This window comes from Candidatus Binatia bacterium, from assembly GCA_036382395.1.
GTDB lineage: Bacteria > Desulfobacterota > Binatia > HRBIN30 > HRBIN30 > JAGDMS01.
On record DASVHW010000360.1, the window covers coordinates 1 to 12,849 of the forward strand.

A 12,849-nucleotide genomic window follows, 5' to 3' on the forward strand; every position below is an offset into this window, starting at 1 on the left:
CCCGACCTGGTAGTGGGCCATCTTCCGAACGGCTGCGGGCAGATCGGATGCCGAGCCGTCGTGGAAGTATGGAAACGTGTTCGCCACATTCCGCAGCGTCGGTACCTTCAGCTTGTGGCGGTCCCGCGTGTCTTTCGTGACGTTGAAGCGGCCGTTATCCGCGTCCGTCAAGGGCGTCCCGCGGTCCTTGAAGTAGTCCGCCCGCAGCCCCATGAGCTCGAACGACTGCCCACCGAGCAGCTTGCCGACGTGGCAGGTCTGGCACCCGTGCTGCTGGAAGAGGGCCCATCCGCGCCGCTCCTCCGGCGACAGCGCGTCCGCCTGGCCGAGCAGGAATCGATCGAAGCGCGCCCCCGGTGTGACGAGCGTCCGCTCGAAGGCGGCGATTGCGTCACTGATCGTCTTGTCGCTGAACCCTTCCGGGTACGCTTGGCGAAACTCAGCGGCGAAGGCATCGTCTGCTTCGAGCTTGCCGACGATCTGTGGCCAATTCGATCCCATCTCGATGGGGTTCAGCGGTGGCCCGCCTACCTGCTCCGCGAGAGTGGCGGCCCGTCCGTCCCAGAACTGCTTGAACTGAAACAGGGCGTTATAGGTCGTCGGCGCATTGATCCCACCGAGCTGCCCGCGAATCCCGGTCGAGACCTTCGCGTTGTCGGTGCCTCCCTTATCGAGCCCGTGGCACGACACGCACGACAGCGTGTTGTCCCCCGAAAGGCGCGTGTCCTGGTAGAGCCGCCTTCCAAGCTCGGCCTTGCGCGTATCTACCTCGACGCGCTGCGGGAGCGGGTGCACGGCGGCAGCCTGGAGGTCGGCAGGGATCCCGGCCGGAGCGTAATGGGCCACGCGGGTCTCTCGGGTCCACGAGGTGAGGGCAGCGCGGTCCGCGTCACTCAACCTGTCGTTCCAGTGGAGCACCACGTAGCGCGTCGGAGGCATCGTCCTGTTGTGCATCACGTACTCGATCTTGGCGAGGGCGGGTTCTGTTGCAGGTCCCTTGCCGGATGGGTAGAGCGCCGCGACGAGGTCGAACTCGCGGAGCCCAGCCTGCATGTCGCTTACGATGAGTTTGCGCGCGCCTGGGAGCGCCGCGTAGAAGGGGAGCTTCGGTTCTGTCGTGTGGCAGTTGGCGCACTTCGCTTCGAGGATGGCGGCGACGCCAGCCATGCGGGCATCACCGGCGGCGCTCCGTGTAACTGTCGTTCCTGTCGGCTGCCCGACGACGAGGTTCGCTATGGGCACTGCCAGGGCGATTAATACCAGGATGGTCAGCAAGACGACGAGACGTTTCATGAGCCCTCCTTAGGGTTTGATCACGATCACCTGCCGCAGAAGTGTAGCGTGAATTACCCTTGACGGCTAGGTGGATGGCGCGCCGCAATCTGGTCCGACAAGAGAGGCCCTGGTCGATGAGGTCTTCGATGACCGGCCGGGCTGCCGCAATTCAGGCGCGCCTCGGGTTCCTATAAACCCGTGTGATTCCGAGCGGAAGTGGTGAAATTCACCATCACCTTGGCCGCCTTGCCGGGCTGTTGCGCGGTAGCCAGTGCTTCCATGAACTCGGCGAAGTCGAACTGGTGGGTGATCATTGGGGAGACCTCCACGCGTCCTGAAACGAGCATCTCGATCACGGCGGGGAACTCGTTGGGGTAAGCCATGGCACCCTTGATCGTCAGTTCCTTCGCCATGACGTGGAAGAACGGAAGCGATACCTCCTGCTTGTGCATCGCCACCACCACCATTCGCGCCCCGAACTTGGAATTGTCGAATATACTCCGCACTACGGGTGCCGCCCCCGAGGCGTCGATGTAGACGTCGGTTCCCACCGCCGGCATCACCCCGTGCACCAGTTCCCGCCCGTGGTGCTCTCGGATGACCTGCCAAGGATCGGCGCTGGCGGCATTGCATACCCCGCGCGCTCCAAGCTGCTCGGCAAGCGCGAGTCGTGTATCGGAGAGGTCGACGGCGAGAATATCTTTCACCCCTCGGTACCGCAGGCAGACGATCGCCGCCAGGCCAATGGGGCCCGCGCCGAACACGACCACCTTGTCGTCCGGTCGCGCTTCGGACTGGTTGACCGCGTGCATCCCAACGGCCAGCGGCTCCACCAGGGCTCCCTGCTGGAACGTCAAAGACTCGGGTAACGGGTACACGCACGCACTTTCAGTGACATTACGCACTAACAGATAGGGGGCGAATCCTCCCTCGGGTCCTCCGTTGCCAATCCGGTTGTTTCCCGCCTCGGGGTTTACGACGACCCGCTGGCCGACTCTGATACTCGTGACCGCCTCACCCACGGCGTCGACGACACCCGATAGTTCGTGCCCGAGCGGCATCGGTCCCCCACTGGAGACGGGGAGCCCGCCCATCGCGACGTAACTGAGGTCGCTTCCACAAATGCCGCAGGCGGCAACCTTGACTACGACATCTTGTGGGCCCGGCTCCGGCTTCGGGATCTCGATGAGCCGTACGTCATTGGGCGCGTGGATGGTAACCTGCTGCATTGGATGCTCCTGATGTTCTCCCGGGGTTACGCGATCGACCAGCCGCCGTCGACGCAGAGGGTCTGGCCGGTGACGAAGCGCGCCGCGGGGCTGGCGAGAAAGAGGAAGGCCGGCGCCACGTCGTCGGGCGTGCCCCAGCGACGCAGCGGCGTGCGTTCGAGGAGCGACTTCTCCAACTCCGGCATGCTCTTTACCGGCGCGGTCATGTCGGTCTCGATCTGCCCTGGCGCCACGGCGTTCACCCGGATGCCGTCGCCTGCCCAGGCCACGGCCAGGTTCTTCGTCATCTGAACGATTCCGGCCTTGGCGGCGCCGTAGCCGGGAACGAAGGGCACGGCGAAGAAGGAGGTCATGCTGGCCATGTTGAGCACGCTGGCCCCGCCGTCGAATCGGCTTTCACTCAGGCGCTGCTTGCAGGCCACCGCCAGGCGAAATGCGCCGAACAGATTGATGCGTACGGACTCCTCGAAAACCTCTGGGGTCCACTCGGTGCGCCCGTCGCGCAGGCCCGCGAAGTTCGCTCCGGCGTTGTTCACCAACACGTCGAGTGCTTCGAGAGAACTCGCCACGGCGTCGATGGCATCGTTGTCACGCAGGTCGAGGCGGCGGTACGTGAAGGCGGAGAGATCGTGGTCGTAGTCCGCGGCCGCGGCGCGCGTGCCGGTGATGGTGACCGCCGCCCCTGCTTCGGCGAATGCCCGTGCGATGCCGAGGCCGATGCCGTTCGAGCCGCCGGTCACCAGCACTTGCGTACCCGAGAAGTCGAAATGCACCCGATGACTGCTCATATTCCGTCCCTCTAGCGCTCGGCTTGAATGGGGAAGCGTTCGAAGTAGAAGCCGAAGCGCTGGCGCAACACGCCGGGGTCGATGCCGAAGTCCGCCTTGAGATCGTAGATGACGCGGCCGAATTTCCCCCGTGGATTCTTTGCCATGAAGTCGTCCAGCACCCGGCGCGCGGCCGGCGTCATCTCGAGGCGTGCACGGTCGTAAATACGCTGCACCATTCCCACATCGTCGGCCATGAACTGGTGGAAGGGCACGTCGATGCTGTGCGACGCCGGGATGCGATCGCGATCGCGTACGCAGGCCCGCAGCAGGCGCTCGATGCGGTCGATCCAATAATCGGCGATGGCGGCGAGGTCCACGCGCTTGCACCGCACTCGGCTGCCGTAGGCACACATCGTTACAGTCGATGCGATCACCGATACGGGATCACGGTGCGTGAAGGCAATGGTGGCGTCTGGGAACGTGGTGATGAGGGGGATGAGCTGCTCCAGGTGCTGGGGCGATTTGAGGATCCAGCGCTCCGAACCACGCAGCCACTGCAGGGCCTGCAACGCCTTCTTCAGATAGCGATAGTGGGGCGTCTGGTCGTGGGAGAGATAATAGTCCCGCCAGCGCGGCACATGAGCAATCCATTCCCAGACGTAGTTCGAGAAATCCAGTGCCTGCAGCTCGATCTCTTCGTGAATATGCTCCGGAGGCATGTCGTGCATGTTGCGGAGATACGGCAGGAGTGCGTAGGCCCGAACGTAGTTCTCTCGGCAACGCACGAAGCGCGGATCGAGGCCATCGGGTCCGGGGCCTTCACCCCGGGCGGGGACAGGCTCCAAGCTTTCCCAATAGGGCAGAGAGCGCAGCCGTGTGTCGGCGGAGATCAAGTTGAGGAGGTGGGTGGTTCCCGAGCGGGGGAGACCTACGATGATGATCGGCCGCTTGATCTCGACGTCGAGGATCTCCGGGTGGCGCCGGAGCAGATCTTCCAGGCGTAGCCGGTTTGCGGCAAAGCGCACGCAATCACTGAACGCGCCGACGCGGCCCAGTGGCCCCATGTATGGGTCTTCTTCGAGGCTCTGCAGCTGCACGCGCAGCCGCTCACGAAAGTCGTCGGGGCCGAAGTTGCTGAGCCCGGTTCGACGCATCGCCTCTTCGAGCACCGCCTCTTCAGTGAACGTCACCGGCATGCGGCTGACGGCGTCGATGGCCGCCTGCTGTGCCGGCGTCAGCACGGGGTCGGAGAGATCGGTGATGCGAATGTCGTCTGGCCGCCCCGTCATTCTCGGCGTTTCCTCTTGCCCCCGGTTGCAGACTAGTCCTCGGCCATGGCGGCGCGCAGATGTCGGATCTGCCGGCGCAGCCACGACGTCAACCAGAAGTTCTGGCTGGCAGCCTCGAGCTGCTCGTGGGCCAACATGCTCGCTTCGAGCGCACCGCGGTGCCGCGGCGCCGTCGCCAGAGCGACCTCCGCCAGGTGGATCGCTTCGACCGGGGCACCGGCGTCGAGCTTCTCTCGGGCGCGCTTCGCGACGGCGTCGGCTCCCCCTGCCAGCTCCACCAGGTCCGCGTACACGCTCCAGGCGGGCACGGGGTAGAGTTCGGTGGTCGAGTGGTGATGGAACCAGCCGACGTAGTTTTCCCATATGGCTCGCACGCACCAGGAAACCTTGCCGTAGCCCTGGCCGACTTCCAGCTCTGCGGGGAGTTCGATCTCGCGCATGAGCGTCCACACGTCTTTGCCCGCGTTCATTCCGCGGACGGTCTCATCGTGGACGTACTGCACGGCGCCGCGCAGGCGCAAGAGCTCGGAGCGAATGAGGTCTCGACCCGCGACGGGATCATGATGGCCGACGAGGAGGAGATCGGGCTCGAGAGCGAGCACTCGATCCAGGGACGCGATGAAACGGAGGGCGTCGCGGTAGCGATCGCCGCGGATGGTGACAAGATTGGGGAAATGCCCGAACAGAGCGCTGAACAGGTTTCCGCAGAAGCAAATGCGCTGCTGCGGAAGCCAGACCACCATGGAATCCGCGGTCTCGCCGCCGGGCGTCGAGAGCAGCTCAAAGCGACGACCGCCCAGCTCGAAGGCGTAGCGGTCCTCGAAGGTAATCGTGGGCGTGGGCCGTGCCTGCTGCGGGACCGAGCCGGCGAACTGGCGCTGGCTGTCTCGCACCCCCTTGGCCACTGACTGGTCGAACGCGAAGGCGCTGCGCGCGGTGCGGAAGGGCTGGAGCAGCGCGTCTTCCGCTTGATGGGCCGGGTCGTTCGCCTGGGCGACGATCTCGGTTCCCTGCTCCCGAAAGAAGTCGACGCCACCGACGTGATCGACATGGCCCTGGGTGAGCAGGATGTAGCGGATGGGACCCGAGTCGACGGCGTCGAAGTTGCGCTTGTGCACCGGCGCCTCGAAGCCCATGCCGGTGTTGATGACGACGCGGCCCTCGCCGGTCACCACGAGGAAGCTGTTCGAGAACCCCTCGGAGAGGTGGATGAACTCGTTGATGCGCCTCGCCTGCGGCTGCGAGGCGGGCTTGAGGTCGAAGCCGCCGGGACGAGACCGGTAGAGGGGAGCAAGCATAGCCACTTCGCGTTGCACTGGCTGAGGCTAGTATAGTAACGCTCCAAGCTGAGCAAGTGTCGAATCGAGACGAGGGAGGAGCGGAGATGCACAAGGAACTCTCGGGCCGGCTGGGCCTCGGACCCATCGACCAGGTGGCCTACGCCGTCGAAAACATGGAACACGCCCTCGATCGCTACGCAGCGATGTTCGGGCCCTTCGAGGTGGCGGAGGCGAGGATGGAGGGCTGCCTCGTGCGCGGTCGCACGGCGAACATCCGGCTCCTGTACGCGGTCAACCGCTCCGGACCCATCGAGGTCGAACTGATCCAGCCGGTCGAAGGCGAATACACCGTAAGTGAGCATCTACGCACTCATGGTGAAGGCTTGCATCACGTCCGCTTCCGGGTGACGCCCATCGAGCCGAAGCTCGAGCAGCTGCGCCACGAGGGCTTCGAAACCCTCCTCTTCAAGCGCTTCGAGCAGCTCAATGTAGCCTTCGCGTACCTGCGGATCCCGACAGACATGGGGGGCAGCGTGATCGAGTTGCTCGAGATGTCCTGAGGCACTGCCTCACAATGGCCACACGAGCGGGATGACCGCCACCGCCGGCATGTTCACGTGTTCAGGTGTGCGCGGAAGAAGGCGATCGCGCGTGCCCAGGCGTCTTTGGCGGCCTCGGGCTTGTAGGTGTCGGGGTGCTGGTCGTTGAAGAAGGCGTGGCCTGCGCCCGAGTAAATCTTTGTCTCAAACGTCTTTCCCGTCCGGCGCAGCACGCCTTCCAGCTCCTTGATATCGGGCCGCGGAATCAGTGCGTCTTGCTCCCCAAAGAGCCCGAGATACGGGCAGCTCAGGTTGGGCGCGAGGCGGAGCGGGTCCTCGGCCTTGTCCGGCGAACGCAACATGCCGTAGAAGCTCACGCAGGCGGCGAGTTTCTGCACGGCGCACGCGGCCATCAATGCGTATCGGCCACCCATGCAAAAACCGGTGATGCCGACGGAACGCGAGCGGACTTCCGGCCGCGTGCCGAGGAAGCGTACGGCGGCGTCAATGTCTGCCAGCACACGCTGATCATTCAATTGCTGCAACCATTCGAACACGGCCTCCATGTCCGGCAGCTCCGGTGCTCCCTCCCGGCTGTACAGGTCGATCGCCAGGGCGAAGAATCCCTCGTTTGCGAACCGACCTGCGATGTCGCGGTAGTGGTCCGTCAGGCCGCGGACATCGTGGATGATGATGACCGCCGGCAGGCGGTCGTCACGTCGCAGCCAGGCGGCATGGGCCTTGATTCGATCTTCCTTGCGGGTGAAACCGATTTCCTCTGTGCGCAGAAGCGTGGTTCGCATATCCCCCTGTCCGCCGTTCCCCAGAGCGCCTATGCAATCCGTCAGGCGGAGTCAACCTCCACCCCGGCGCGTCGGCGATCTGCTCGGGGAATCCGGCAGACGTGAACTCGCTTATCGCGTCGGGCGTACGTCGAGGACAGAATAGCCTGTGCGGGCCGCCGGTCAACGCCTGCCGTGGCTGCAGGGGCGCATCAGTTTCCAAACCCCGTGAACGGGCGGGCGGCGCGCGATTGCATGATCCCTTGCTCCTGGCGCAGGGCTTCCATGCCGACGATCTGGCCGGTGTAGCTCGCGGGCTGACGCAGCATCCACAGCACGCCTTCGGCGGGCACCTCCACCGGTTCCCAGCCGGAATAGTCGACGCCGGGCAGGTTGGCGACGAAGCCTTCCGAAGCGACGGGAAGGTCGATGCGGAACGTATTGACCGCGATGTGGTGAGAAGCAAGTTGCTGCGCGGCATCGAGGCTCAGCCGTTCGAGGGCGGCCTTGGTCATGCCGTAGATCATCATGCCGGGTAACGGGTGCAAGGCGGCCCCCGACGAGATGTTGAGGATGGCGCCGCCACCCTGAGCGATCATGTGAGGCGCCACGTCGCGGATGGCGATGAATGGGGCGCGCAGGTTGACGTCCATCATCAGGTCGTAGCGCTTCATGGCGATGTGGAGATCGCCGGGGAAGCTGATGGCGGCGTTGTTCACCAGGATGTCGAGACGCCCGAAGTGATCGTGCGCCATCCGCACCATGCGCTCGACGTCAGCCTCGACGGCGAGGTTGGCCGGTACCGCCAGCCCGCGCCGGCCCGTGGCTTCCACATCGCGCACCGCGGCGTCAATCGTGCCGGGCAGCCTGAGGGGCGACGCATCGGTGGCGCGGGCAGCGCAGGCGACGTCCACACCAGCGCGCGCCAAGGCGATGGCAATTGCCCGACCGATACCCCGGCTGGCGCCGGTGACCAACGCAACTTTTCCTTTGAGTTCCATGTCGGCCCTTCTAGCCCGCCCGCAGGCGCAACGGCAACTCGGCCGGGGCGAGTGCGGGTTCCCCGATCTCCCCACTTGGTTGTGAGCCAGCCGTCGGGCTGTTATTTTTGAAGCGATGCTGCGTGGCGATTTTCACCATCACATCAATACCGACCCAATTGACGGGGCCTTCGTGTACCACTCGGCCGGGGCACTGGTTGATCGGGCCGCCGCGACCGGCCTGAACGTGCTGGCGATTACATGCCACGAATCGATTCCCTACGACGACGACATCGTTCGCTACGCCGCCGATCGCGGGGTGCTGCTGCTGCGCGGAATGGAAGCCACGGTGGACGGCCATCATGTGCTGCTGCTCAACTTCGCGGAGTTTCCTCCCGGGGTGTGCACCATGGCTGATATCGCCGCCGCCAAGACGCGGAACTCGCTGGTCATCGCGCCGCATCCGTTTTATCCGGCCGGGGTGACCGGCGGCGAATCCCTCACGGCGCATCCGGAACTGTTCGATGCGGTGGAGTTCTCCGGGCTCTATACGCCTCTGACCAAATGGTTCAATCGTCGGGCCGCGGACTACGCGCGTCGCGTCGGGCTACCAGTCATTGGCAACTCCGATACCCACTTCCTGTGGCAGGTGGGCCGTACGTTCACGCTCATCGACGCCAGACCCGAACCGGACGCGGTGCTCGAAGCGGTTCGCCGGGGACGCGTGCAACTGGTCACACAGCCGCTGAGCTGGGTGGACATGGTGCGCTTCGTGGTCGAGTCGCGTTCGACCGTCGGCCTTTTCAGCGACAGCTTGCGGTATATGGTTCGTGTCCTGCACCGCACGCGTGGGCGGCGCCGGGTGCCGCCGTACCTGTTAATGCCCGAGCCGGCCCCCGAACCCCTGCGCCAATCGACGCCGCGGCCGGGTGAGCACGGAGAAGCTCACCGGGGCGGGCGAAGGTTACGATAGTAGTCGCCGCGTTCCTTGCGTAGTTGCTTGAGCCGCTCTTCGGCTTCGCGCGTCAGTCGGGATTTCCGGTTGAGCAAGTAGTAGACGACCAGCAGTCCTAGCACAGCGGTGAGGCCGATGGACGAATGGTCCCCGAAGTAGTGGAGGGCGCCCCAAAACTGCTCCATGAAGCTCTCCATTCCCAGCGTAGGCTACGGCGGCAGACGGCAGACTACAAGAGGGTTTCGGAAATGTTTTGCTGCTAGGGCACTTGGTGCTTGGAACGTGCTGCATATGAATCAAGTTTCATGCGAAGCCGCCCGTAGCGACCCAACACGTCCGCCGGAAGCCTCTGGAGTGCGGGCGGGGAGCGGTCCCGCCGAAAAGACGCTGGGCGCAGCCCGCTAGGTCTTGAACCTGCCGAGTCACTCCGCACAGCAAGCCTTGCGGGGCGTGCCGTGCTATGGGGCGAGGATGATCCCGCTCGAACGGGTCCACGTCGGTTTCATCGGCTGCGGCCGCATCTCCACCCTCCAGGCACTGGGCTACCTCGACCACCCGCGCGCTGAGATGACGGCGGTTTGTGATCGAGACCACGCCCTGGCGCGCCAACGGCAGCAGGAGTGGGGAGCGAAGAAGGTGTACACCGACTACCAGCAGCTCCTGCGCGATCCCGATGTCGACGCGGTGGAGATCCTGTTGCCCCACCACCTGCACCGCGAGGTCGCCATCGCCGCGTTGCAGGCGGGGAAGCACGTGTCGCTGCAGAAACCGCCGACATTGACGTTGGGCGAGCTCGACGAGGTCCGTGACGCGGCCAAGGCGGCCGGCCGGCGGTTCCGTGTCTTCGAGAACTTCATGCATTATCCGCCGCATGTGAAGGCACGCGAGCTGGTGCAAGGCGGCGCGGTGGGCGAACCGCTCTCCGTTCGCATCAAGACGGCGGCCGGCCGGTTCGATGACGGTTGGCAGGTCCCGGCCTCCTCACAGACGTGGCGCATGGATCCGGAAACGTGTGGCGGAGGGCCCATCTGCTTTGACCACGGATACCACGCTTACAACATGGCGCGCTTCTTCGTGGCCGAGCCGGTCGAACGCGTGCATGCCTGGATCCACGTCAACTGCTTCGGTCCCAACGCGTACTTCGACGGGCCGGCTCTCATCAGTTGGAAATACGCGGGCGTGCCGAAGTTCGGTAGCTGGGAAGTGATCGCCTCGGTCGGGATGCGGGTGCGTTCGCATTACTACGCCAGCGACGACCGTATGGAGATCCATGGTACGGAAGGCATCATCTGGGTGAATCGGTGCACCGGCTTTCTGCTCGATGAGCCCGCGCTGGTGTTGTACCGGGACGGTGAAACCCGCGCCTGGCACGACATCCCCACCGACTGGGCGGAAAGCTTCCGACTAGGTGCCCACGATTTTATCGATGCACTCGTCGAGGGCCATCAACCAGCGCAGGACGCCGTCGATGCTGCCGAGACGTTGCGCTTCGCCATCGCGGCGCACGTGTCAGCCTGCGAAGCCCGCGAAGTTCGCCTGGACGAAGTCGGTCCCGATACGCGGGCACGATTGCCCATCAAAAGCAGTCCTGAGTCCTGAGTTTATTAGGGTGACAGGCAGGCCTGTTCCGGCTCAGGACTCAGGACTCAGAGGCTGTGAGGAAATGTGTGGTCCGCGACCACGGCGATTCCGCCTTGCGTTGCGCCAAAGAGGCGTAATGCCGGTGGTATAGGCTTCCAGCCTGTACGAACCCGGCGGCCGTTCGCCCGCACGTTCACTGGTACAGGCTGGAAGCCTATACCACCATTGGCGACCTTCGGCCGCTCACACAGAGTGTGCTGACGAGATCTTATTCGCCTTCGTACCAATTTCCTCACGGACTCTCAGCACTTCACTACGCCGCTGGTTGTTGTTGGGTGACGCAGTGCATGGCCCCGAGGCCCCACACCATCTCGGTGGCGTGGATGCCGACCACGTGTCGCTGCGGGAACAGCGCTTTGAGAGTCCGGAGCGCGGTCGCATCATTCGGGTCGTTGAACGTTGGAACGAGGACGACACCGTTGGCGATGTAGAAGTTCGCGTAGCTCGCCGGAAGTCGCTGATCGTTGTAGAGCACGGGGCGCGGCATCGGCAGCGTCACGATCCGTAGCTCGCGGCCATCCTGATCAGCCATGCCGCGCAAGCGTTCGTAGTTGGCCTGCAACGGTTCGAAATTATCGTCCCGCGGATTGGTTTCGAAGACGGTGACGACGGTGGAGGGATCGACGAAGCGTGCCAGGTCGTCGATGTGCCCATCGGTGTCATCGCCGACGATGCCTTTGCCGAGCCAGAGAATGTTGCGGACGCCGAGATAGTCGTGGAGGTACTGTTCGATCCGTGACCGGCTCAGGTGCGGGTTCCGGTTCGGATTGAGCAGGCAGGCTTCGGTCGTGAGCAGGGTTCCGTTCCCGTTCACATCGATCGACCCGCCTTCGAGGATGATGCCGGGCCGAAAAACGGGGACGCCGACTTGCGCGGCAACTTTCTCCGCCACCTCGTCGTCCAGATCCCACGGCGGATACTTCCCGCCCCAAGCGTTGTAACGCCACTCGACCGCGGCCAGCTCGGTCTGGGAGCCGATGCGCCGCGTGATGAACGTCGGTCCATGATCGCGCACCCAGGCATCGTTCGTCGGAATCACGTGCAGTGATACGTTACGATCGGAGACCGCCGCTGTCCGTAGCAGTTGCCGTACGTTGGCGGCGGCCCCGGCATCATTGACGAGGATGTTGACGCGCTCGTGCGGCTCCAGGACACGCACCATCTCCACCCAGACCGCAGGGATGGGGCCGAAATTGCCCGGCCACGAGTCTTCCTTGTGCGGCCAGGCCAACCAGGTGGCGGCGTGAGGCTCCCACTCCGCCGGCATGCGAAAACCGAGGGTTGCCGGCACACTGTCCGGTGCCGTGTCCTGCGCTCCCGGTGCCATGTGGCGCGAATTCACTCCTTGCCGTGGTCGAGGAAGCGCTGTAGCAATCCCCCGTACGCATCGACCCGGCGGTCACGGAGAAACGGCCAATTCCGGCGGGTGTAATCGATGAGGCCGAGATCGCAGCGCACGATGAGGGTTTCCTCACGGTCGTGGCTGGCGCGGGCGAGCACCCGGCCAAAGGGGTCGGCGACGAAAGAGGCACCCCAGAATTCCAGACTATCCTCGCGCCCGACGCGGTTGGCGGCAGCCACGAACACGCCGTTCGCTATGGCGTGGCTGCGTTGAATGAGTTCCCAGGCCTCGTGCTGCGCCGCCCCGAATTCGGCTTTCTCCGGTGGGTGCCAGCCGATGGCGGTGGGATAGAAGAGGATCTGCGCCCCTTTCAGGCTGGTGAGCCGAGCCGCTTCGGGAAACCACTGGTCCCAGCACACCAGGACGCCCACCTGCGCGCCCCGCAGCGGAAAGCTCAGGAAACCGAGATCGCCGGGCGTGAAGTAGAACTTTTCATAGTAGAGCGGATCGTCGGGGATGTGCATCTTGCGGTAGCAACCCCGTAGTGAGCCGTCGGCGTCAATGAGCACGGCCGTGTTGTGATACAGCCCGGGCGCGCGGCGTTCGAACAGCGAGCCGATGACGGCGACGCCATTGTCGGCGGCGGCGCGGGCGAGCGCGTCGGTGCTGGGCCCAGGGATCGGTTCGGCGAGGTCGAAGACCGCCGCGTCTTCCTTCTGGCAGAAGTAGCGCGACCGAAACAGCTCTTGCAGGCAAACGATCTGCGC

At 64.5% G+C, this 12,849-nt stretch carries 13 protein-coding genes; 3 read left to right on the forward strand and 10 right to left on the reverse strand.

The window, feature by feature from the left end; genetic code table 11:
- The 5 genes from VF515_17300 to VF515_17320 all read right to left on the reverse strand — a co-directional run.
- Positions 1-1,293, reverse strand: a 1,293-nt coding sequence (locus VF515_17300) for a cytochrome c peroxidase (GenBank protein HEX7409389.1), incomplete at its 3' end; no start/stop codon positions are given.
- A 170-nt stretch (positions 1,294-1,463) separates the two neighbouring features.
- The gene (locus tag VF515_17305) at positions 1,464-2,504 is read right to left on the reverse strand and encodes a zinc-binding dehydrogenase (protein ID HEX7409390.1); all 1,041 of its coding nucleotides are present in this window, start codon (positions 2,502-2,504) and stop codon (positions 1,464-1,466) included.
- 26 nt (positions 2,505-2,530) lie between these two features.
- Positions 2,531-3,292: an SDR family NAD(P)-dependent oxidoreductase gene (locus VF515_17310; protein ID HEX7409391.1), complete on the reverse strand. Its 762-nt coding sequence runs from the start codon at positions 3,290-3,292 to the stop codon at positions 2,531-2,533.
- A gap of 11 nt (positions 3,293-3,303) precedes the next feature.
- A complete protein-coding gene (locus tag VF515_17315; protein ID HEX7409392.1) occupies positions 3,304-4,563 on the reverse strand; it encodes a sulfotransferase in 1,260 nt (419 codons plus the stop codon).
- Between the two features lie 32 nt (positions 4,564-4,595).
- Positions 4,596-5,861, reverse strand: coding sequence for an MBL fold metallo-hydrolase (locus VF515_17320; protein HEX7409393.1), 1,266 nt, complete (start codon positions 5,859-5,861; stop codon positions 4,596-4,598).
- An 86-nt stretch (positions 5,862-5,947) separates the two neighbouring features.
- On the opposite strand from VF515_17320, the gene VF515_17325 reads away from it, so the two are divergent.
- Positions 5,948-6,403 (forward strand): VOC family protein, encoded by a 456-nt coding sequence (locus VF515_17325; GenBank protein ID HEX7409394.1) that lies wholly within the window; start codon positions 5,948-5,950, stop codon positions 6,401-6,403.
- Positions 6,404-6,456: 53 nt separating this feature from the next.
- On the opposite strand, the gene VF515_17330 is transcribed toward VF515_17325, so the two are convergent.
- Positions 6,457-7,185: a dienelactone hydrolase family protein gene (locus VF515_17330; protein ID HEX7409395.1), complete on the reverse strand. Its 729-nt coding sequence runs from the start codon at positions 7,183-7,185 to the stop codon at positions 6,457-6,459.
- A gap of 191 nt (positions 7,186-7,376) precedes the next feature.
- The gene (locus VF515_17335) at positions 7,377-8,165 is read right to left on the reverse strand and encodes an SDR family NAD(P)-dependent oxidoreductase (GenBank protein HEX7409396.1); all 789 of its coding nucleotides are present in this window, start codon (positions 8,163-8,165) and stop codon (positions 7,377-7,379) included.
- Positions 8,166-8,280: 115 nt separating this feature from the next.
- Here VF515_17335 and VF515_17340 point away from each other — a divergent pair, with 115 nt between their 5' ends.
- Positions 8,281-9,117, forward strand: a complete 837-nt coding sequence (locus VF515_17340) for a PHP-associated domain-containing protein (GenBank protein HEX7409397.1) — start codon at positions 8,281-8,283, stop codon at positions 9,115-9,117.
- Here the strand turns inward: VF515_17340 and VF515_17345 are convergent.
- A complete protein-coding gene (locus VF515_17345) occupies positions 9,090-9,284 on the reverse strand; it encodes a hypothetical protein (protein HEX7409398.1) in 195 nt (64 codons plus the stop codon). The two genes, VF515_17340 and VF515_17345, sit on opposite strands and share 28 nt — an antisense overlap.
- A 286-nt stretch (positions 9,285-9,570) precedes the next feature.
- On the opposite strand from VF515_17345, the gene VF515_17350 reads away from it, so the two are divergent.
- A complete protein-coding gene (locus VF515_17350) occupies positions 9,571-10,698 on the forward strand; it encodes a Gfo/Idh/MocA family oxidoreductase (protein ID HEX7409399.1) in 1,128 nt (375 codons plus the stop codon).
- A gap of 295 nt (positions 10,699-10,993) precedes the next feature.
- Here the strand turns inward: VF515_17350 and VF515_17355 are convergent, their stop codons facing one another.
- On the reverse strand, positions 10,994-12,067 hold the full coding sequence (locus tag VF515_17355; protein ID HEX7409400.1) for an agmatine deiminase family protein: 1,074 nt from the start codon (positions 12,065-12,067) through the stop codon (positions 10,994-10,996).
- An 11-nt stretch (positions 12,068-12,078) separates the two neighbouring features.
- Positions 12,079-12,849, reverse strand: a 771-nt coding sequence (locus tag VF515_17360) for a carbon-nitrogen hydrolase (protein ID HEX7409401.1), incomplete at its 5' end; no start/stop codon positions are given.

What these genes read in the sequence shown, in the direction of transcription:
- VF515_17315 (HEX7409392.1), bottom strand. Translation starts at nt 4,563, where the DNA reads ATGACGGGGCGGCCAGACGACATTCGCATCACCGATCTCTCCGACCCC.
- VF515_17325 (HEX7409394.1), top strand. Translation starts at nt 5,948, where the DNA reads ATGCACAAGGAACTCTCGGGCCGGCTGGGCCTCGGACCCATCGACCAG.
- VF515_17340 (HEX7409397.1), top strand. Translation starts at nt 8,281, where the DNA reads ATGCTGCGTGGCGATTTTCACCATCACATCAATACCGACCCAATTGAC.
- VF515_17345 (HEX7409398.1), bottom strand. Translation starts at nt 9,284, where the DNA reads ATGGAGCAGTTTTGGGGCGCCCTCCACTACTTCGGGGACCATTCGTCC.
- VF515_17330 (HEX7409395.1), bottom strand. Translation starts at nt 7,185, where the DNA reads ATGCGAACCACGCTTCTGCGCACAGAGGAAATCGGTTTCACCCGCAAG.
- VF515_17320 (HEX7409393.1), bottom strand. Translation starts at nt 5,861, where the DNA reads ATGCTTGCTCCCCTCTACCGGTCTCGTCCCGGCGGCTTCGACCTCAAG.
- VF515_17310 (HEX7409391.1), bottom strand. Translation starts at nt 3,292, where the DNA reads ATGAGCAGTCATCGGGTGCATTTCGACTTCTCGGGTACGCAAGTGCTG.
- VF515_17355 (HEX7409400.1), bottom strand. Translation starts at nt 12,067, where the DNA reads ATGGCACCGGGAGCGCAGGACACGGCACCGGACAGTGTGCCGGCAACC.
- VF515_17350 (HEX7409399.1), top strand. Translation starts at nt 9,571, where the DNA reads ATGATCCCGCTCGAACGGGTCCACGTCGGTTTCATCGGCTGCGGCCGC.
- VF515_17305 (HEX7409390.1), bottom strand. Translation starts at nt 2,504, where the DNA reads ATGCAGCAGGTTACCATCCACGCGCCCAATGACGTACGGCTCATCGAG.
- VF515_17335 (HEX7409396.1), bottom strand. Translation starts at nt 8,165, where the DNA reads ATGGAACTCAAAGGAAAAGTTGCGTTGGTCACCGGCGCCAGCCGGGGT.